This is a genomic window from Chloracidobacterium sp. (genome assembly GCA_016716305.1).
GTDB lineage: Bacteria > Acidobacteriota > Blastocatellia > Pyrinomonadales > Pyrinomonadaceae > OLB17.
In genome coordinates this window covers 1,584,864-1,606,603 of record JADJWP010000002.1, presented here as the reverse complement: position 1 = coordinate 1,606,603, position 21,740 = coordinate 1,584,864, and the positions used below count along the sequence as shown (strand labels likewise).

Genomic DNA, 21,740 nt, shown 5'->3' with positions numbered 1-21,740 from the left:
GATTATGAGATCACGAACACGGACCGGAACGGAGATACTTTTGGCAGCATCGGTCATCGGTGTATTTGGCAACCTGATGCTGCGTGCGACGCCCTGGGGGCTGAACGCATTTCTTTTCGTGGCGGTCTTTACGGCGGCGATGTTCCTGATCGCCATTCGCCGGCGGCCCGAGCTGCTTACGCCGCGAAGCATTGCGCTTCAGGCGGCGATGATCTTCTTCGCATCGGTCTATCTCATCCGCGATTCGATCGAGCTGCGGGTTTACGACACGATCGCGATCATCGTCATCATGGGCGTTCTGGTGCTGCCGAACTTCGGCGTCAATCAGCGCATCGCCGGCGTGTTTCACTATGCCGCCGGATTCGTATGGTCCGGCCTCAGTTCGCTCTTTGCACCGTTCGTTTTACTTGGCGCTGACATCGATTGGAAAGAGATGCCCGGCAACCGGCTAAGCAAGAGCGTGTTTTCGGTTCTTCGCGGCCTGGCCATCGCGCTGCCGCTCGTATTGATATTCGGTGCATTGTTCATGGCGGCGGATGCGGCGTTCGAGAACTTTGCCAACCGGATCGTCAATTTTGATATCGACACCGTGATCTCTCACGTAATGCTCACGTCGCTGCTGGCATGGCTAACGGCCGGATATTTCCGCGGAACGCTGATCGACAGCTTTACGCGAGCGGCCGCGGCGGCAACATCGCCGATCCCGAAGGCCGATGATGCAAAACAAGAAGCGAAGACCGACGCCGGCGAAACGGGGACAAGCTTTGTCGACAAATTTGCCGCGGAGCAGGCCGAAGACACGTCGCTGCCCAACAATGCCACCGTCGTAGAGCACATCAACATTACCGACCTGCCGCATGCGGAAGTCAGAACCGGGGGCGACAGCGACGCGGTTTCTGATGAACCCGCACCGGCAGCCCAAAAACGCGACTGGCAGAATTGGGACAATACAAAATTCCCGCAGGTATTCACGCTCGGCAGGGTCGAGACGATCATTATTCTCGGCCTGATCGATGCTCTGTTTCTGAGTTTCGTCCTTTTTCAGATCCCATACCTTTTTGGCGGTATGGACCTCGTGCAGAACACGCCCGATCTCAAGCTTGCCGATTTTGCACGCCGCGGATTCGGCGAACTTGTCGCCGTCGCATTTCTGGTGTTGCCGATGCTGCTTGCGTCACACTGGCTGCTCCGCCGCGATAACGCAAAGAACGAAACGATCTTTCGCGTGCTCGCGGGAGTCCAGATCGCTCTGCTTTTCGTCATCATGGCTTCGGCAATGCAGCGTCTTATTCTGCTTACCGGCGAGCTTGGCTACGGTTGGACGACCGTTCGCTTTTATCCAATGGTCTTTATGATCTGGCTGGCGGTCGTTTTTGTTTGGTTCGGTTGGACGGTACTTCGCGGAAATCGCAATAATTTCGCATGGGGTGCGCTGTGGTCCGCCATCATCATTCTGGGGGCGACCAACCTGATGAACCCTGACGATTTCATAGCCCGCAAGAACATCCAGCTAATGCAGCAGGGCCGGGAATTCGACGCATACTACAACGCGAGGCTGAGCGATGATGCCTTTCCGGCACTCATCGAAGGACTGCGGCTGATGTCGGCCGAAGACCAATGCGAAGCGAAATCCACCATGCACTATCGTTATCGTGAACTTGGCCAAATGACCGATCTGCGGACCTTTAATTTTTCGAACCGTGCGGCGTTCGAACTTATGCGTGAGAACGATCCAGTGATGCACGAGACCGCAGATTGTCCACCGTATCTGCAAAACACTGCTGAGGGATATTGACCGGTTTTCGGTCGAACACGCGGCTTTGATGTTAAAATAGGCGGCGTGACGAGAGACCTCATCCGCGAATACATCTCGTACGTTCGCGTCGAAAAAGGCCTGGCGAAGAATTCGCTTGAGGCTTATGAGCGCGATCTGCGAAAGCTCGCGGCGTGGGCCGATAAGAACGCACTTGAAATGCTCACGCTTTCGCGGACGGACCTCCGCGAATGGCTTATCGATCTTTCTCGGGCAAAGGTCTCCGAAAACTCCAAGCGGCGGCTGATAAGCGCCATCCGCGGCTTTTACAAGTTCCTCATGACGGACGGGCATATCAGCAAGAGCCCAGCCGAAGACCTCGATACGCCCCAGAAGAGCTTTTACCTGCCGCGTTTTCTTAATCAAACCGAGATCGAACAACTTCTTCTTGCGCCGGACACATCGACCGAAACCGGCCTTCGCGACCGGGCGATCCTTGAATTGATGTATGCCTGCGGGCTTCGTGTATCAGAGGTCGTTAACCTTCAGATCCGCGATGCCGACATCGATGCCGGCATACTCACGACGATCGGCAAAGGCAGCAAGACGCGGAGAATACCGATCGGGACGAGCGCGGTCGAATGGCTCAAAAGCTATCTCGCGCTTCGGCGCAAGCACGAACATGTCGAGATCGAGAACCTCTTCGTTTCAACCCATGGCAGTCCGCTCAACCGACAGGCGATCTACGCTTTTATCAAGGAGTATGCCGAAAGCTGCGGGTTCGAGGGCGTTTCGCCGCACACGCTTCGGCATTCTTTTGCCACGCATCTTATTCAGAACCGCGCCGATATCCGCAGCGTCCAGCAGATGCTCGGCCACGCCGATATCTCGACCACGCAGATCTACACCCACATAACGGACGCCCACCTGAAAAAGGCGTACGACGATTTTCATCCGCGTTCGAAAAAGTGAGCCGCGGCTAAACGTCAGCGGCGATCCGGAATCTAGGAAACACGCGATGATTGTGCTAAAATCGCGTTTCCAAACAAAAACTATGTACGACGAAAAAAAACCTCTTCAGGATCAGGCTGTTTCTGCCGATGGTTCACGTCGCGACTTCTTAAAGAAGTCGGCGGTCGCGGGCATAGGCGTTGCCGCGGTCAAGATCGGCGATGCCGTGCCGGCGGTGGCGAGCGAGCCTGCGGTCGAGGGCGGCATTGCGGTCGAGAAGCTGACCGTCAAGCTCAGCGTCAACGGAAAGGAGCACACGCTCCCGGTCGACACGCGGACCTCGCTGCTCGATGCCCTCCGCGAGCAGCTTGAGATGACAGGCTCGAAAAAAGGCTGCGACCACGGCCAATGCGGTGCCTGCACGGTCATCATCGACGGCCGCCGACAGCTTTCGTGTCTGACGCTTGCCGCGATGTGCGATGGCCGAAAAGTGACGACCATCGAAGGCCTTGCCGATGGGGACAAGCTTCACCCGATGCAGTCCGCTTTTATCGAACGCGACGGTATGCAGTGCGGCTATTGCACACCCGGCCAGATCTGCTCGGCGGTCGCAATGCTTGAAGAGGCACGGAACGGCGAGGCGAGTTTCGTTACGGAGAATATTAACGCCATTCCACGCGGGCAAAAGCTGACAAAGGCCGAGATACAGGAGCGGATGAGCGGCAACATTTGCCGCTGCGGGGCTTACCCGAACATCGTCGCCGCGATCGAGGACGTGCAGGCAGGAGGTGCGAAATGAGGCCATTTGCATTCAAGCGTCCGGCCGGTGCCGAGGCTGCCGTAAAGCTCGTCGCCGCCAATAAGGACGCGAGGTTCATTGCCGGCGGGACGAACCTTATCGACCTGATGAAAGAGGGAATTGACCGCCCGAGCGAGTTGGTCGATATCTCGCGCATTCCGCTTAATCTCATCCGTTCGCTCGGCGGTAACGGAGTTTCGATCGGCGCCCTGGCAAAGAACACCGATACGGCAAATCATCCGCTTATCCGACAGGGATTTCCGCTTTTGACGCAGGCGATACTTTCGGGAGCGTCGCCGCAGATCCGCAACATGGCCACGAACGGCGGCAACCTTATGCAGCGGACGCGATGTGCCTACTTTTACGACCTCGGGACGCCCTGCAACAAGCGTCAGCCCGGTTCAGGCTGCAGCGCAAAGGACGGGCTGAACCGATATTCGGCGATCTTTGGCTGGAGCGATTCTTGTGTCGCGGTGCATCCGTCGGACATGTGTGTTGCCCTTGCCGCACTTGATGCGACCGTCAAGATACGCACTGTCGATGGCCAGGAGCGGAAGATGAATTTCACGGCGTTTCACCGCCTCCCCGGCGACCGGCCTGATGTGGACAACAGCCTTTCGCATGGAGAAATGATCGTCTCGATCGATATACCGAAGAACAATTTTGCAGCGAACTCCTATTACCTGAAGGTCCGTGACCGTGCGAGCTATGCATTTGCTCTGGTTTCCGTAGCAGCAGCGTTGGAAATAAGCGGCGGCGTGATTCGACAGGCACGTATTGCGATCGGCGGCGTCGCCCATAGGCCCTGGCGAGCCGAGGCGTCCGAACGAATACTTGCCGGTAAGAAGCCCGAAGCGACCTTGTTTCAGCAAGCGGCGGAAGTTGCGGTACAGGATGCAAAACCGCTTTCGGAAAACGCTTATAAGGTCCGCCTTGTTCAGCGTTCGATCGCAAAAGCACTCGGGAGGGCGGCAAACCTATGATGACCGACGATCTAAAGAACCAGCCGAGCCGGGTCGATGGACGCGCAAAGGTGACCGGCAAGGCCACGTATATCGCTGAATTTCGTTTTCCGGATCTCGCTTACGGCTATCTTGTTCAATCGACCATCGCCCGCGGAAAGATACGCGAGATCGATACGGCGGAGGCCGAAAAGCAGCCGGGCGTGGTCAGGATACTCACGCATAAGAATGCACCTAAGCTCGCATCGCAGCAGCCGGACGAGGAGTTTGGCGTTCGCAGCCGGCCGTTTTTCGCGCTTACCACCGATACCATTCTTTTCAGCGGCCAACCCATCGCATTGGTCGTTGCCGACACGTTCGAACAGGCGCGTTATGCCGCTTCGATGGTAAAGGTGACCTATGACGAACAGCCGCCATCGACCGATCTTCGTAAGGTAGCCGATAAACGCATCGAGGGCCGGCCTCGTCCTGTTCGAGGCACACCGGACGAGGCGTTCGCCGCCGCCGACGTAAAGGTCGAGGCCGAGTACATCATTCCCGTCGAGCATCACAATGCGATGGAGCCGCACGCGACCGTCGCAAATTGGGACGGCGAGAAACTGACGGTCTATGACAAAACGCAGGGCGTCGATGGCGTTCGCAATTATCTCTCGACCCACTTCGGCATCGAGAAAACGAAGATAAGCGTTCTTTCGCCGTTTGTCGGCGGCGCATTTGGCGCATCGCTGAGGCCGACGCCGAACACCCTGCTTGCGGTAATGGCCGCACGCGAGACCAAGAGGCCGGTCAAGGTAGTGTATTCCCGCCGGCAATTGGCGACCGCCCATGGCTACCGGCCGGCGTCGATACAGCGGATCCGCATTGGTGCCGATAAAGGCGGCAAGCTGACGTCGATCATTCACGAAGCCGTTCATAATACGTCGGCCCATGAGGACTTTACCGAAGACCTTGTCGGCGTTTCACGGACCCTTTATGCCTGTCCGAACGTCCGAACCTCGGGTGCGATCGCCCGGACCGATATGCAGACGCCGCTTTGGATGCGTGCTCCTGGGACGGTCTCGGGTGTATTTGCGCTCGAGTCCGCACTCGACGAGCTTTCATACAAATTGAAGATCGATCCGGTCGAACTGCGGCTGATCAACTATGCCGAAAAAGACCCCGATACGGGCAGGCCTTTTTCGAGCAAAGAACTGCGGGAGTGCTATCGGCAGGCATCGGCACGATTCGGCTGGAAAGACCGCAAACCGGAGCCGCGATCTATGCGTGACGGGCGGCTGCTAGTAGGTTGGGGAATGGCCACCGGAACCTGGGGAGCATTTCTTGCTCCTTCGTCTGCCCGCGTTACGCTTCGCGCCGACGGCACCGCGCTGGTCGAAAGCGGTACGACCGACATCGGCCCCGGCACTTACACCACGATCTCGATCATCGCGGCAAAACAGCTCGGCCTGCCGATCGAAAAGATCAAGTTCGTGCTCGGTGACAGCGATCTTCCGACCGCGCCATCGCAGGGCGGCTCGATCACGACGGCAAGCGTCGGTACGGCGGTGCAGGAATGCGCACAGATCGTTCAAAAACAGCTGATCGAACTCGAATCAAAACGCGAGGGCTCGCCTTTTGCAGGTGTCGCATTCGAGAACATCGTTTTCGAAAATGAACGCGTGTTCGTTAAAGGCCGGGCCGACACCGGTTCGACGATCGCCGAGCTTTTGGGCCGAAACAACCTTGGCCATCTTGCTGCTACCCACACGACGCGACCCGATTACGGCGAGCGCGGCAAATATGCGACGGCATCGCATGGCGCTCAATTCGTTGAGGTCAAGGTCGATGAAGAGATCGGCATTGTACGCGTCACCCGCGTCGTGCAGGGAACCGCCGCCGGCAAGATCATCAATCCTAAAGGTGCTCACAGCCAGGAAATGGGCGGCGTCGTCTGGGGGATCGGCATGGCTTTGACCGAAAAGACCGAGATCGACCATCGGATCGGACGCATCATGAATCCGAATCTTGCCGGTTATCACGTTCCCGTCAATGCCGATATAGGCTCGATCGAGACCATTTTCGTCCCCGAAGAAGATAAGATCGTCAATCCTCTCGGGGCAAAAGGGCTGGGCGAACTCGGCCTTGTCGGCATTCCGGCCGCCATCGCGAACGCCGTTTTTCATGCCACCGGAAAGAGGATCCGAGAACTGCCGATCACGCCCGACAAGCTGATCTGACGCCAAAAGTCCGGAAATCGTCCCTTTTCGACTTGCGCGCTTCCGCGGCATTCGTTAGTATTGGAAATTTGCTAATTGGCTCTAAAAGTCGATTAAGGCAACAAAGAAAAGGTTCGCAAGGGTGGTCGAGTGGTTAATGGCACCGGGCTGTAAACCCGGCCGGCGAGAGCCGTACGTAGGTTCGAATCCTACCCCTTGCACCATGCGGGCGGGAGTAGCTCAGTTGGTAGAGCGTCAGCCTTCCAAGCTGAATGTCGCGAGTTCGAGTCTCGTCTCCCGCTCCAAAAAGTTTTACGAGTGAGCCCAAGTAGCTCAGGGGTAGAGCGCATCCTTGGTAAGGATGAGGTCGCGGGTTCAAATCCCGCCTTGGGCTCCAGACAAGAGGCTTTTTAATTCTTTATTTATTTGACCGGAGACGATAACAGAAGATGAGCAAGGAAAAATTCGATCGCAGCAAGCCGCACGTGAATATCGGGACGATCGGGCACGTGGATCATGGCAAGACGACGTTGACGGCGGCAATCACGAAGGTAATGTCGAAGCACAATCCGAAGATGGTGGTGCGGGCATTTGATTCGATCGACAACGCACCTGAGGAGAAGGCTCGAGGGATCACGATCGCGACGGCGCACGTTGAGTATGAGACGGCGAACCGTCACTACGCACACGTCGATTGCCCTGGGCACGCTGACTATGTGAAGAACATGATCACGGGAGCGGCACAGATGGACGGAGCGATCCTTGTGGTGGCGGCGACTGACGGTCCGATGCCGCAGACGCGAGAGCACATCCTGCTGGCGCGTCAGGTAGGCGTGCCGTCGATGGTCGTATTCATGAACAAGGTGGATATGGTCGATGACGCAGAACTTCTTGAGCTGGTCGAGATGGAGATCCGCGAACTGCTGAGCTCATACGAGTTTCCGGGAGACGAGATCCCGGTGGTACAGGGATCGGCATTGAAGGCACTGGAAGGGGATCCGGCATGGGAAGCAAAGGTGGACGAGTTGATGCAGGCGGTGGACGACTACATCCCGACACCGGCCCGGGAGACGGACAAGCCGTTCCTGATGCCTGTCGAGGACATCTTCACGATCCAGGGCCGCGGCACGGTTGCGACGGGAAGGATCGAACGCGGGGTGATCAACGTCAACGAGCCGGTCGAGATCGTGGGTATCAAAGACACACGCAACTCGGTGGTGACGGGCGTCGAGATGTTCAAGAAGCTGCTTGACTCAGGAATGGCGGGCGATAACGTCGGATTGCTGTTGCGTGGAGTTGAAAGAAAAGAGATCGAACGCGGCCAGGTGATCGCCAAACCGGGAAGCATAACCCCGCACACGAAGTTCAAGGCCGAGGCGTATGTGCTGACGAAGGAAGAAGGCGGACGCCACACCCCGTTCTTTACGGGCTACCGGCCGCAGTTCTACTTCCGGACAACGGATGTGACGGGCGTAGCACACCTTCCGGCGGGGGTCGAGATGGTGATGCCGGGCGACAACATCCAGATGGAGATCGAACTGATCGCCCCGATCGCGATGGAAAAAGGACTCCGCTTCGCTATCCGCGAAGGCGGCCGCACCGTCGGTGCAGGCACCGTTTCGGAAGTCGTAGAGTAAGAATTGGCGATCGGCAGCAGGCGGCAGCAATTTTGACTGCCATCTGCTGCTGCCAACCGCCTGTTGAGGATTTATGCCGAGAGATAACATTATTTTGCAGTGCACCGAGTGCAAAGAGCGCAACTACGTGACGACCAAGAACAAAAAGAACACGCCGAACAGGCTCGAGTTCAAGAAATTCTGCCGTCGCTGCCGCTGCCACACGCTGCATAAAGAGAATAAATAAATTGTGAGTGGTGAATGATGAATGATGGATCGTGAGATTCATTCATCATTCGTAGATCACCATTTCGATTTAGGGGTATGGTGTCAATGGTTAGCATGGAGGTCTCCAAAACCTTAGGTCCGGGTTCGAGTCCTGGTACCCCTGCCATTAATTACTTGGATCGGCTGAGTGGCCGCTCAAATGGCCCCGGCGAAATGATTGGGTCGTTCGAATAGGAGAAGCAATCGTGTCAGAAGCAGTGTCCGGCCTGGAAAAAGGCAAGAGTAAGGAGAGCGTCGGCGAATTTGTCCGAAAGACGCGCGAGGAAATGACCCGCGTCAGCTTTCCGTCAAGCGACGATGTCAAAAAGACCACGATGATCGTTATCATCAATGTTCTTTTCTTCGCGGTCTTTCTCTTTCTGATCGACAGATTCTGGATCTATTTTCTCGAAGCGATCACATGGGTCGTTAACCGGATCGCCGGTATTTAAGGATATTTGAGATGAAGCAGTGGTATTTTATCCACACATACTCGGGACACGAAAATAAGGTCGTCGAAAGCCTTAATGCCCGCATTCGCGACATGGAGCTTGCCGAGCAGATCACCGGCGTCGTGCTTCCGAAAGAAAAGGTCGTCGAAATGCGGGGCAATAAAGAGCACGTTTCCGAACGGATGTTCTATCCCGGATACGTCCTCGTCGAGATCGAGTGTGACGAAAAGGGCAAGATACCTGACAACGTGTTTCACGCGATCAAATCGACGCCGAAGGTCACCGGTTTCCTCGGCGGTAAGCAGCCGACGCCGCTTACACAGGAAGAGGTCGACCAGATCGTACGCAATATTGAGGTCGCGACCGAAAAGCCGAAACCGAAGTTCACCTATCAGGTAGGCGAGGTGGTAAGGATCAAGTCGGGGCCGTTTGCGAGCTTCACCGGCAAGGTCGAAGAGGTGAACGAGGACAAGAATACTTTGAAAGTATCGATCACCATCTTTGGCCGTTCAACGCCGTACGAACTGGCGTTTCTCGAGGTCGAGAAGGTGACTTTCGCTGAAGAAGAATAAATGAGGACATTTTCGGGTTCGCCCGAGATCGTTAATCGAAAAGACAATGGCAAAGAAGATAGAAGGCTACATCAAATTACAGATACCGGCGGGTAAGGCCAACCCGGCTCCGCCGATCGGTCCCGCATTGGGCCAGCACGGCGTCAACATCATGGAGTTCTGCAAGGCGTTCAACGCAAAGACGCAGAACGATGACCCGGATATGAAGATCCCGGTCGTCATCACGGTCTATGCCGATCGTTCATTCACGTTCGAGACCAAAACACCACCGGCCGGAGATCTGCTCCGCAAAGCATCCGGCATCCCGAAGGGCTCAGGCAAGCCGAACAAGGAAAAGGTCGGAACGATCACAAAGGCTCAGATCGAAGAGATCGCGAAGAAGAAGATGCAGGACCTCAACACGACCAATCTCGAATCCGCAATGCGGACGATCGAGGGCACGGCGAAGTCGATGGGCCTGACGATAGTTTAGGCAGAAGGCAGCGGCTCTTGGCCGAAAAGCATAGCTTTTGACGGTCAACCGCGACTGCCAACCGCCAATATTCAAGAAAGGGAGGATGACTCGCTCATCCGTTAGCACCTGGAGGTAAAATGAAACGAGGCAAGAAATATCTTGCGGCTCTGGAGAAGATCGAGCCGAACAAGAAGCACACGCTTGAAGAGGCGGTCTCAAAACTGAAAGAGATCGCATTTGCAAAGTTTGACGAGACGGTCGAGCTGACGATGTGGCTCGGAGTCGATCCGCGAAAGGCCGATCAGCTCGTTCGCGGGACCATCGTTCTCCCGCACGGTTTGGGCGGAGCTGCGAAAAAGGTCGTTGTCATCGCTCAGGGCGACAAGATCCGCGAGGCTCAGGAAGCTGGGGCGGACGAGGCCGGCGGCGACGACATCGTCGAGAAGATCAAAGGCGGCTGGCTCGATTTTGATGCTCTGATCGCGACGCCCGACATGATGGGCAAGGTCGGCCAGCTCGGTAAGGTCCTCGGTCCTCGAGGCCTAATGCCAAACCCGAAAACAGGTACGGTGACGATGGACGTGAAAACGGCCATCGAAGAGACCAAGGCCGGCAAGGTGGAATACCGCGTCGATAAGACGGGTGTGATCCATTCGCCGGTCGGAAAGGTGTCGTTTGACGAGGCAAAACTTGCCGAAAATACCAAGGTCCTTATCAGCGCGGTAATGAAAGCAAAGCCGACCACCGCAAAAGGCCGTTATCTTAAGAAGATCAATCTTGCAGCGACGATGAGCCCGGGCGTTTTGCTCGACGAGCTCGCGTACGTTTAATAGTGAGGTGCGAATAGAGAAATGAAATCACGAGAAACAAAACAGAAGGACCTTGTCGCCCTCACCGAATCGCTGCAGAAGTCGAAATCGGCGATGGTCGTCAGCTTTAAGGGCCTGTCGGTGACGAAAGACCAGGAATTCCGAAACAGCCTTCGCGAAGCGGGTGCGAAATATCAGGTGGTAAAGAACACCCTTGCACGGATCGCGGTAAAGGGCACTGACTTTGAGCAAGCGACCGAGCATCTGAAGGGCGTTACCGCGATCGCATGGACCGATAATGACCCTGTGGTGTTATCGAAAGCGATCTCGAAGTTCATGAAGGCGAACGCCGACGTTTACACGTTCAAGGCAGGCGTCGTCGACGGCAAGCTGGTCGATCTGGCTCAGGTCACCTCGATTGCAAACCTTCCTTCAAAGGAAGAGCTGATGTCGAAGCTCCTCTATGTGCTCAACGCTCAGGCTCAGCGTATCGTAACGGTCATCAATGCCGTTCCGCGCGACCTGGCGGTTGTGATCAAACAGATCGGCGAAAAGGCTCCATCGGGTGCTCCGTCTGCTGAGGTAAAAGCGGAAGAGGCTGCGCCTGCCGCGGTCGAAGAAACTCCTGCTGAAGCGACACCGGCAGCCGAAGAGGTTCCGGCGGCTGAGGTGAAGGCTGAAGAGCCCGTACCCGCAGCAGAGGAGGAGGCTCCGGCAGCCGAAGAAGCACCTGCAGAGGCCGCAGCAGAAGCCGCACCTGCAGACGAGCCGGCCGCGACGGACGCCGCTCCGGATGTGGACGCTCCGGCCGCGGAAGCCGAAGCCGACGACAAAGCGGAATAGGTTTTTGAGGCTCTTTCCCGATGTTTCGGAGATCAGGAGCTTCGATTTTGAAATTGGGACGAAAGGCCCTAATAGCCGTACTCAAGGAAAACGAGCCGGGCGATTTGTCAGGTCGCCTGTGCTGCTCGGGCCAAACGAAACGGAGATGCACCCGGATCCTTGGTCCCGTGGGTTCTAACGGCAAGAAGCGGTAAATAGTGAGTCGAAGGCAGCTGCCATTTGGACGCTGATTCCGATCCGCTAGTTACTATTTACTAAATTTAGAACCCTGAATAGGAGATAGATAAAGAACATGGCAATCACGAAAGACGAAGTAGTCGAATTTTTGAAAGGTATGACGCTCTTGGAAGCGTCTGAATTGGTCAAGGAACTCGAAGAGGTTTTTGGCGTTTCGGCCGCAGCCGCAGCCGCACCTGTGATGGTCGCAGCCGCAGCCGCAGGTGATGGCGGTGCACCCGCAGCCGAAGAGAAAGATTCCTTTGACGTTGTCCTTACGGCAGCCGGCGGCAACAAGATCGCCGTCATCAAGGTCGTTCGCGAGATCGTCGCAGGACTCGGGCTGAAAGAGGCCAAAGACCTTGTTGACAGTGCTCCGAAACCGCTGAAGGAAGGCGTTTCGAAAGACGAGGCCGAAGAGATCAAGGCCAAGTTGACGGAAGCCGGAGCATCGGTCGAGGTCAAATAGTCAACCGAAAAACTAAGAGTCTGGCAGGCATTGCCGCATTTACACCGTTTTATCGCGGTCGCAATTGCGTCGATGCCGGCCAGGCCCTCTGAAATCTTGCGAGCCGGTGGTTTGACTGCTATACTGCCAGATAGGCGTATTGGAAGGTGTTTTCTCCACGCTTATCGTCGCAGCGGTATGAGGCGAGGCCAGGCGGCTTTTCCTCAGGGTTTTTACGGGCGATCAAGTCGCAATGGAGAGTCGGTGTCTCTTTTTTGGCACTCTCGAAAATATATATAACGGCATTTAGCTGCTACAAAAGCGGTCTGGGCGGACTTTGCCCTCGACCGCATTTGCCGTCTTTTTCAAAAAGTTTTCGCGGGAGGGCTGGCGATTCCAGAATCCTACCAAGAAAGAACGGATAAATCAACAGGTTTTTTTTCCGCAGGGATCTCAATTATATGATCAATAATCCGCTACAAATCAACTCGATAGGACTCGGACGGCGAACAAGCCAATCGCCTGAGCGCGTAGATTTTTCAAAGATCTATACGACCGCCCAGATACCGAACCTGATCGAAGTTCAGCGGGAGTCATACAACCGCTTTCTTCAAATGGACCTGATCCCCGAAGAACGCGATCATATCGGACTCCAGTCTGTATTCCAATCGATATTTCCGGTCTCGGATTTTCGCGAGACGGCAACGCTTGAATACGTCGAATACCAGATCGGGAACTGGCAGTGTAAATGCGGCAACCTCGAGGGCCTCGAACACCTTCGGGCAAATTGTAAGAACTGCGGTTCGAAGGTCAAGGTCGATCCGTTCAATCCGGCCGATGTGCTCTGCAACAGCTGCGGAACGTTCAACGCCGTCCGGCCTAACCTCTGCAACAACTGCGGTGAGCCGGTAGGCCTTAAACACAAACACGACCAGCAGGAATGTCAGGAGCGGGGCATGTCGTACAGCGTTCCGCTGAAGGTCAAGATCCGTCTGACGGTCTTCGACAAGGACGCGGAAACCGGCGTTTCGACAATTCGCGACATCAAGGAAGAGGACGTGTTCTTCGGCGAGATCCCGCTGATGACCGATAACGGAACGTTCATCATCAACGGTACCGAGCGCGTCATCGTATCGCAGCTCCATCGCAGCCCGGGCGTTTTCTTCAAGGGCGACCGCGACGAATATCTCGCAAAGATAATTCCTTACCGCGGTTCGTGGGTCGAATTCGAATACGATCAGAAAGGCCTGCTTCATGCTCGCTTAGGGAAGCGAAAGATCCTTGCGACGATCTTTCTCCGGGCACTCGGCCTGTGGCTCAATCCGCAGATCGACATGAAGACCGTCTCCGACACGATACTCGAAGAGGTAGTCAAGAACGCCGAATACGGCAATGCCGAGATACTGAAGCTCTTCTACGTCGTCGACGATGCCGTTGTCGAAAAGGGCAAGCTCTACGTCAAGGTCAAACGCGAGGGTGAGACACACCTTGCCGGAATGCGAGCCGAAGAGGACATCAAGGACAAGAAAGAAGAGATCACCCGCGTCGGCAAAAAGATCACCAAATCAGCACTCGCTGATCTGCGTCGGCTCGGGAAAGAAAAGGTCGAGGTCGCACCGGCTGATTTCGAGGGTGCGTTCGCGGTAAACGACGTCATCAATCTCGAGACCGGCGAGGTCATAATCGAATCGAACACCGAGATCAGCGCGGCCAAGCTGCAGCAGATAATCGAAGAGGGCGTCGAAAGCTTTTCGGTCTTCTTTCCAAAGAACGACACGATCGGCGAGGTCATCTCGAACACGCTGAGAAAAGACGCGATCTCGAAACCGGTCGATGCCTTGCTCGAGATCTATCGAAAGATGCGTCCGGGCGATCCCCCGACCGTACCGACCGCCTACCATCTGCTGGAGGGAATGTTCTTTGACACACGGCGATTCGATCTTTCGCGCGTCGGCCGTTTGAAGTTCAACATCAAGATGGGCCGGCCCGAAAAGGACCGCATCAACGATCCGTTGCTCGAAGCGAAAGACTTTATCGAAGTGGTCAACTATCTGCTTCGAATGAAAAGGGACAGCGAACATTATTCGCAGGACGATATCGACCACCTCGGCAACCGCCGCGTTCGCGCGGTCGGCGAATTGCTCGAAAATCAGTTCCGTATCGGCCTTGAGCGGATGGAAAGGGCGATCAAAGAGAAAATGTCCATTCAACAGGACATGTTCACGACAATGCCGCGCGACCTCGTTAACGCCAAGCCGGTGACGGCGGCCGTCCGCGAGTTTTTCGGCTCGTCGCAGCTGTCGCAGTTCATGGACCAGACCAACCCGCTTTCCGAGATCACGCATAAACGACGCCTGTCGGCCCTCGGGCCGGGCGGCCTTTCGCGTGAACGCGCCGGGTTCGAGGTCCGCGACGTTCACCCGACCCACTATGGCCGCATCTGCCCGATCGAGACGCCTGAAGGACCGAACATCGGCCTTATCTCGTCGCTGTCATGCTTTGCCCGGATCAATGAGTACGGCTTCATCGAATCGCCCTATCGGAGGGTGGTCGATGGACGCGTGATCGAATATGTAAAGGTGCAGAACGGCGGAGATACCAAATTCAAGCCGCGGGAGCATGTTCCGCTCGAAGACGTCGAGAAAGCGAACAAGAAGGTCGCCAAGGAAGGCGGAAAGATCGCCGAATATGAGCCGTTTCCGTTCTATCTGACCGCATGGGAAGAGGACAAGTGGATCATCGGCCAGGCGAACATCGAACTCGACGCGAAAGGCCACCTCGTAAACGAGCGCAACGCCGCACGTCAGAAAGGCGAGTTCATCACAGCCGACCGTGCCGATATCCAGTACATGGATGTCTCGCCGAAGCAGCTTGTCTCGGTTGCGGCATCGCTTATCCCGTTCCTTGAGAATGACGACGCCAACCGTGCCCTGATGGGTTCGAACATGCAGCGTCAGTCGGTGCCGCTGCTGCGGGCAGAATCGCCGTATGTCGGGACCGGAATGGAAAAGATCGCTGCCCGCGACTCGGGTGCGGTCGTTATCGCCAAACGAAACGGCGTAGTCGATTACGTCGATTCGGAACGCATCATCGTCAAAGCAGATCATCACGTCGACGGGACCATCTCGCGCGAGGTGACGGCTGACATCTATTCGCTGGTCAAATTCAAGCGTTCTAATCAGAACACCTGTATCAACCAGCGGCCGATCGTCCAGGTCGGTGAGCGTGTCAGAAAAGGCCAGGTCATTGCGGACGGTCCGTGTACCGATCGCGGCGAGCTTGCACTGGGGCGCAACGTCCTGGTCGCGTTCATGCCCTGGCGAGGTTATAACTTTGAGGATGCGATCCTTGTTTCGGAACGCCTCGTCAAGGACGACTATTATACGTCGATCCACATCGAGGAACTCGAGATCGAGGCCCGCGATACAAAGCTTGGCCCTGAGGAGATCACGCGTGATATTCCGAACATCGGCGAGAATATGCTTCGCGACCTTGATGAGTCGGGCATTATCCGCATCGGTGCTCAGGTAAAGCCGGGTTCGATACTCGTCGGAAAAGTCACGCCCAAAGGCGAAACGCAGCTGACCGCGGAAGAAAAGCTCCTCCGGGCGATCTTTGGCGAAAAGGCCGGCGACGTCAAAGACGCTTCGTTGACCTGCCCGCCCGGGATCGATGGAACGGTCGTCGACGTTCAGGTCTTTACCCGCAAGGGTCAGGATAAGGATGAACGTTCGCTCGATATCGAGGGAATGGAGGAAGAAGATCTACGCCGCGACCTTGAGGACGAGATCCGTATTCTACAAGAACAGCGTGACGAGCGTATCTATGAGCTTTTCGAAGGCCGCAAGCTGACCAAGGACCTGCTCGAAGGCAAAGAGGTCATTGTCAAAAAGGGGACCACGCTTAAACGTGACCTTTTGACCGGTATCTCGACCAAGCTGCTCAAGAACGCCGAAGTTTCGTCAGGAAATATCGACATCAAAGGCGAGATCAAAGAGTACGAACAGCGTACCGAACGTCAGATCAGCATCCTCTCGGACATCTACGACGAGAAGATCACCAAGCTGAAACAGGGCGACGAACTGCCTCCGGGCGTTATCAAGATGGTCAAGGTCTTTGTCGCGATGAAACGTAAGCTCTCGGTCGGCGACAAGATGGCCGGACGCCACGGAAACAAGGGCGTTATCGCACGCATCCTGCCCGAAGAGGATATGCCCTATCTGCCGGACGGAACTCCGGTCGAGATCGTGCTCAATCCGCTCGGCGTGCCGTCGCGTATGAACGTCGGGCAGATCCTCGAGACCCACCTCGGCTGGGCCGCCCGCGTGCTTGGGCTCCATTTCGCGACGCCGGTCTTCGACGGCGCGAGCGAACACGAGATCAAAGAGTATATCGGCCAGGCGAATGACCGGTACGACGAACTTGGTTTGCCGCCATCGGTCGGGCCATCGGGTAAGACGAGGCTCTATGACGGGTTAACCGGCGAGCAGTTCGAGCAGAAAGTGACCGTCGGTTACATATACATGCTTAAGCTCTCGCACCTTGTCGACGACAAGATCCACGCTCGTTCGATCGGGCCGTATAGTCTGATCACGCAGCAGCCGCTCGGCGGTAAGGCGCAGTTCGGCGGCCAGCGTTTCGGCGAGATGGAGGTTTGGGCACTCGAGGCTTATGGTGCCGCCCATATCCTGCAGGAACTGCTGACGTGCAAATCGGACGATGTCGCGGGCCGCTCGAAGATATATGAAACGATCGTCAAGGGCGTTTCAAACTTTGAGCCCGGCATACCGGAATCATTCAACGTGCTTGTACGCGAGCTGCAGAGCTTGTGCCTCGACGTCGAGCTGATCCAGGAAGATGAGATCGACCCCGATGAGATCGCCGCGGGCGTTGATGCACTGGTTGGAGTTGATTAGTTTAGTGCGGACTGCGTATTGCCGAATGCGGAACTCTTCGTTCCGCACTCCGCTCTCCGCATTCCACAATGGAGAAAAGAATGTTTCGATTCAATAACGAAAGCAAGACGCAATTGACCACAAATTACGAAGCGATCCGCATCAGCCTCGCTTCACCGGACAAGATCCGATCGTGGTCGCATGGCGAGGTCACAAAACCGGAAACGATCAACTACCGAACTTTCAAGCCGGAGCGCGACGGACTGTTTTGTGCCCGCATTTTCGGCCCGGTCTCGGACTGGGAGTGTCTGTGCGGCAAATACAAGCGGATGAAGCATCGCGGTGTGATTTGCGATAAATGCGGCGTCGAGGTCACACAGTCGAAGGTCCGCCGTGAGCGGCTCGGGCATATCGAGCTTGCAAGCCCATGTTCGCACGTTTGGTTCTTTAAAGGGCTGCCTTCGCGGATCGGGCACCTTCTCGACATCACGCTTCGCGATCTTGAGAAGATCCTCTATTTCGAGACCTACATCGTCATCGATGAAGGCGATGTCCCTGACCTTAAGCAGAAAGACCTTGTCACGGACGAACGTTATCGCGAATTGACACGCGATTACCCCAATCAGTTCGTTGCAAAGATGGGTGCCGAAGCGATCAAAGAACTTCTGATGAAGATCAACGTCGAGGAACTCGTTGAAGAGCTTCGTCAGAAGATGCGCGAAGAGACATCGCAGCAGAAAAAGCTGAAATACTCCAAGCGTCTAAAGGTCGCCAATTCGTTCCTTCGTTCGGGTAATTCGCCCGAATGGATGATCCTCGACGTGATCCCGGTGATCCCGCCCGAACTTCGCCCGCTTGTGCCTCTTGATGGCGGACGCTTTGCGACCTCAGATCTCAACGACCTTTACAGGCGTGTGATCAACCGCAACAACCGTCTCAAGAAGCTGATCGAACTGCGTGCTCCTGAGGTCATCGTTCGAAACGAAAAGCGGATGCTGCAAGAGGCGGTCGACGCATTGTTCGACAACGGCCGCCGCGGCCGCGTGCTTCGCGGAGCCAACAATCGTCCGCTGAAATCGCTGTCCGGTACGCTAAAGGGCAAACAGGGCCGCTTCCGCCAGAATCTGCTCGGCAAGCGTGTCGACTATTCGGGCCGTTCGGTGATCGTCGTCGGGCCGGAACTCAAACTCCATCAATGCGGCCTGCCGAAAAAGATGGCGCTCGAGCTTTTCAAGCCGTTCATTTACAACAAGCTTGAAAAGGATGCTCATGCGGCTACTATCAAACAGGCCCGGGAAATGGTCGAACACCAGGAACCGATCGTCTGGGACATCCTCGAAGAGGTGATCCGCGAACATCCTGTCCTGCTCAACCGTGCGCCGACGCTTCACCGCCTCGGTATCCAGGCTTTCGAACCGGTCCTTGTCGAGGGCAAGGCGATCAAGATCCATCCGCTCGTCTGTACCGCGTTCAACGCCGACTTTGACGGCGACCAGATGGCCGTCCACATTCCGCTCTCGGCCGAAGCTCAGATCGAAGCGAGCGTCCTGATGCTTGCGTCGAACAACCTGCTTTCGCCGGCTTCGGGCCAGCCGATCACGGTACCGTCGCAGGACATCGTCCTCGGCTGCTATTACCTTACGCTCGGCCGCGACGAAATGCGGGGCGAAGGCAAGGCCTTCAACTCGGTCGATGACGTGCTGCTTGCTTTGGACGCAGGCGTGATCGAAACGCAGACCAAGATCAGGCTGCGTTGGCGCGGCGACCTGATCGACCTTACGCTCGAACACAGTCCGCAGGACGTTCTGCGTGCGACGATCCGCGAGAATGTCGATCGCGTGATAGATACGACCGTCGGCCGTGTCATTCTTAATGAACGTCTGACGCGCGACGGCCTGCCGTTCGTGAACGGAACGCTCAAGAAGAAAGGCCTGCAGTCGCTGGTCAGCTTCTGTCACCTCAAACTCGGACGCGAACACACCGTTGCCCTGCTTGATGACCTCAAGACGATGGGCTTCCTTTACGCGACCAAGTCGGGCATGTCGATCGGTATCGACGATATGGTCACGCCGGCCAGCAAGAAGGGCATCATCGAAGAAGCCCGTGTCGAGGTCGATAAACTTCAGAAGCAGTACGAAGATGCGACCATGACCAACATGGAGCGCGAAAACAAGGTGACGGCGATCTGGTCAGATGTTACAGACCGCGTCGCTAAAGAGATGTTCCTTGCCATGCATGCCCGCGAAGATGAGCGAAAGGAATTGAACCCGATCCTCGTCATGGCCGATTCCGGTGCTCGTGGTTCGGATGCTCAGATCCGTCAGCTTGCAGGTATGCGCGGCCTCATGGCCAAGCCTTCAGGCGAGATCATCGAAACCCCGATCGTTGCGAATTTCCGCGAGGGCCTCAACGTGCTGCAGTACTTCATCTCGACGCACGGCGCTCGTAAGGGCCTTGCCGATACGGCTTTGAAAACGGCCGACTCGGGTTATCTGACCCGCCGCCTCGTCGACGTCGCTCAGGACGTGATCGTTTCGGAAGAAGATTGCGGAACGCTCCGCGGCGTATGGGCCGAGGCGATCATCCGCAACGGTGAGGAGGTCGAATCGCTCCGCGACCGCATCGTCGGCTGTACATCGCTCGACGATATCATCGATCCGGTCGATGGCACCAAGATAGTCGATGCCAACGTCGAGATCGACGAAGATCTCGCCGCAGCCGTTCAGCTATCGGGCCTTTCGAAGATCCGCATCCGCTCGGCTCTCACTTGCGAAAGCCGCCGCGGCATCTGCGTCAAATGTTACGGACGCAACCTTGCGACCGGCGAGACGGTCGAGATCGGTGAGGCGGTAGGTGTTATCGCTGCCCAATCGATCGGCGAACCGGGAACCCAGCTGACGATGAGAACCTTCCACGTCGGCGGTACCGCACGTCTCGAGCAAGAGACGAAACACGCCGCTGCGATGGACGGGACCGTTAAGTTCATTGACGATTGGAAGGTGATCAAGAACCGTAAAGGTGAAATGATCTCGATGAAACGTCAGCCTTCGGAACTCGGCCTCATGGACGAGCGCGGACGCGAGGTCGCACGCTATAAGATCGTTTACGGCGCGCAGCTTCACGTCAAGGATGGCCAAAAGGTCAAAGAGGACGACATGCTTGCCACGTGGGATCCGTTCACGTTCGCGATCCTCACCGAGGTATCGGGAACCGTGAAATTCCAGGACCTGAAGGAAGGCAAGACGGTCGAACAGGAGGTCGATAAGGTCACGGGCCAGATCCGGCTTGTGGTAAAAGATTCGGACGAAAAGAATCAGCCGCGTCTTGAGATCCGCCTTGGCAACAAGGTCCAGAAGACTTACCAAATGCCTATCCGGGCGAACCTTCAGGTGACGGACGGACAGGCGGTCGAGGCCGGCGACGTCATCGCCAAGATCCCGCGTGAGACCACAAAGACAAAAGACATCGTCGGCGGTCTGCCGCGTGTCGTCGAGCTTTTCGAAGCACGGCGTCCGGGTGAGACGGCGGTGATGTCCGAGATCGATGGGTCGGTCACGCTCGGGACGATCTCAAAAGGTAAGCGAAAGATCATCATCACCGGCGAGGACGGTGCGGAACGCGAATACGATATCCCACGCGGTACGCATATCAACGTCCAGGACGGCGATCACGTCAAGGCGGGCGAACCGCTGATGGACGGGCCGCTCAATCCGCACGATATTCTTCGCGTTCTCGGGACCGAGGCGTTGCAGAACTACCTCGTTTCTGAGATCCAGGAAGTCTACCGCCTGCAGGGTGTGAACATCAACGATAAGCATATCGAGGTGATCGTTCGTCAGATGCTGCGGTGGGTCAAGATAAAGGAGGTCGGCGATACCGAATTCCTGATGGAAGAGCAGGTCGACCGATTCCGTTATGAGGACGAGAACCGCCGCGTTTCAGAGGAAGGCGGCAAGACCTCGGTCGGCGAACCTCTTCTTCTCGGCATCACCAAGGCGTCGCTTTCGACCGATTCGTTCATCTCGGCGGCGAGCTTCCAGGAAACGACGCGGGTCTTGACCGAAGCCGCTATCTCGGGCCGTGTCGATTACCTTCGCGGCTTGAAAGAGAACGTGATCATGGGACGCCTTATCCCGGCCGGAACCGGTATGAAATATTACCGCAACGTCCGGATCGCCCCTGACGCGACCGAGAACCGTAAGCAAGAGGACGAATTTGACGAGCTCGAGAATATCCGGGGCGGCCTGGACCTTCCGCCGCTCGCCGGAATTCCGGGTGTCGAGGACGTCGAACTTGACGAGGATCTCGATCTCGATGATGAATCGGCAGATCTCGAAGAAGAGGAATTCGACATCGACGAGGCTATGAAAATAGAACTCGACGATGATGACGAGATATAGTTCGTTGGCCGATGACGCCGTACCGGCGGTCTTACGCAGAATAACAAAGCCCTGGCCGTTACCGGCCGGGGCTTTTGTTTGCTCAGTTCGCCGTTGCAGATCGGTGCG

Annotated in this window: 15 protein-coding genes and 4 tRNA genes; all 19 read left to right on the top strand. The window is 56.3% G+C overall.

All coding sequences use genetic code 11. From position 1 onward, the window contains the following. Nucleotides 1-4 precede the first annotated feature (4 nt). Nucleotides 5-1,795 (top strand): DUF4173 domain-containing protein, encoded by a 1,791-nt coding sequence (locus IPM28_09200; GenBank protein ID MBK9173165.1) that lies wholly within the window; start codon nt 5-7, stop codon nt 1,793-1,795. A gap of 45 nt (nt 1,796-1,840) precedes the next feature. Continuing rightward, entirely contained in the window at nt 1,841-2,725 is an 885-nt protein-coding gene (gene xerD, locus IPM28_09195; GenBank protein MBK9173164.1) for a site-specific tyrosine recombinase XerD, read from the top strand. Between the two features lie 46 nt (nt 2,726-2,771). Then, the gene (locus tag IPM28_09190) at nt 2,772-3,503 is read left to right on the top strand and encodes a 2Fe-2S iron-sulfur cluster binding domain-containing protein (GenBank protein ID MBK9173163.1); all 732 of its coding nucleotides are present in this window, start codon (nt 2,772-2,774) and stop codon (nt 3,501-3,503) included. Next, a complete protein-coding gene (locus IPM28_09185; GenBank protein MBK9173162.1) occupies nt 3,500-4,486 on the top strand; it encodes a xanthine dehydrogenase family protein subunit M in 987 nt (328 codons plus the stop codon). The genes IPM28_09190 and IPM28_09185 overlap by 4 nt, the downstream gene beginning before the upstream one ends. After that, nucleotides 4,486-6,681, top strand: coding sequence for a xanthine dehydrogenase family protein molybdopterin-binding subunit (locus IPM28_09180; GenBank protein ID MBK9173161.1), 2,196 nt, complete (start codon nt 4,486-4,488; stop codon nt 6,679-6,681). The genes IPM28_09185 and IPM28_09180 overlap by 1 nt, the downstream gene beginning before the upstream one ends. A 115-nt stretch (nt 6,682-6,796) precedes the next feature. Further along, nucleotides 6,797-6,884, top strand: a tRNA-Tyr gene (locus tag IPM28_09175). Between the two features lie 5 nt (nt 6,885-6,889). Continuing rightward, nucleotides 6,890-6,965 (top strand) — tRNA-Gly (locus IPM28_09170). 17 nt (nt 6,966-6,982) lie between these two features. After that, nucleotides 6,983-7,057: transfer RNA gene (locus IPM28_09165), tRNA-Thr, on the top strand. Between the two features lie 52 nt (nt 7,058-7,109). Beyond that, on the top strand, nt 7,110-8,297 hold the full coding sequence (gene tuf / locus IPM28_09160) for an elongation factor Tu (protein ID MBK9173160.1): 1,188 nt from the start codon (nt 7,110-7,112) through the stop codon (nt 8,295-8,297). Nucleotides 8,298-8,370: 73 nt separating this feature from the next. Then, nucleotides 8,371-8,523, top strand: a complete 153-nt coding sequence (gene rpmG / locus IPM28_09155; GenBank protein MBK9173159.1) for a 50S ribosomal protein L33 — start codon at nt 8,371-8,373, stop codon at nt 8,521-8,523. Between the two features lie 71 nt (nt 8,524-8,594). Further along, a tRNA-Trp gene (locus tag IPM28_09150) sits at nt 8,595-8,670 on the top strand. Between the two features lie 79 nt (nt 8,671-8,749). Next, on the top strand, nt 8,750-8,995 hold the full coding sequence (secE, locus tag IPM28_09145) for a preprotein translocase subunit SecE (protein ID MBK9173158.1): 246 nt from the start codon (nt 8,750-8,752) through the stop codon (nt 8,993-8,995). Between the two features lie 11 nt (nt 8,996-9,006). Beyond that, nucleotides 9,007-9,567, top strand: coding sequence for a transcription termination/antitermination protein NusG (gene nusG / locus IPM28_09140; protein ID MBK9173157.1), 561 nt, complete (start codon nt 9,007-9,009; stop codon nt 9,565-9,567). A gap of 46 nt (nt 9,568-9,613) precedes the next feature. Further along, nucleotides 9,614-10,039 (top strand): 50S ribosomal protein L11, encoded by a 426-nt coding sequence (gene rplK / locus IPM28_09135; protein ID MBK9173156.1) that lies wholly within the window; start codon nt 9,614-9,616, stop codon nt 10,037-10,039. 119 nt (nt 10,040-10,158) lie between these two features. Beyond that, nucleotides 10,159-10,851 carry a 50S ribosomal protein L1 gene (locus IPM28_09130; protein ID MBK9173155.1) on the top strand — a complete coding sequence of 231 codons (693 nt, stop codon included), beginning with the start codon at nt 10,159-10,161 and terminating at the stop codon, nt 10,849-10,851. A 21-nt stretch (nt 10,852-10,872) separates the two neighbouring features. Beyond that, nucleotides 10,873-11,673, top strand: coding sequence for a 50S ribosomal protein L10 (locus IPM28_09125; GenBank protein ID MBK9173154.1), 801 nt, complete (start codon nt 10,873-10,875; stop codon nt 11,671-11,673). 298 nt (nt 11,674-11,971) lie between these two features. Then, nucleotides 11,972-12,358 carry a 50S ribosomal protein L7/L12 gene (gene rplL, locus IPM28_09120; protein ID MBK9173153.1) on the top strand — a complete coding sequence of 129 codons (387 nt, stop codon included), beginning with the start codon at nt 11,972-11,974 and terminating at the stop codon, nt 12,356-12,358. A gap of 440 nt (nt 12,359-12,798) precedes the next feature. Then, nucleotides 12,799-17,253 (top strand): DNA-directed RNA polymerase subunit beta, encoded by a 4,455-nt coding sequence (gene rpoB, locus IPM28_09115; protein MBK9173152.1) that lies wholly within the window; start codon nt 12,799-12,801, stop codon nt 17,251-17,253. Nucleotides 17,254-17,321: 68 nt separating this feature from the next. Further along, nucleotides 17,322-21,632: a DNA-directed RNA polymerase subunit beta' gene (gene rpoC, locus IPM28_09110; protein ID MBK9173151.1), complete on the top strand. Its 4,311-nt coding sequence runs from the start codon at nt 17,322-17,324 to the stop codon at nt 21,630-21,632. Nucleotides 21,633-21,740 lie beyond the last annotated feature (108 nt).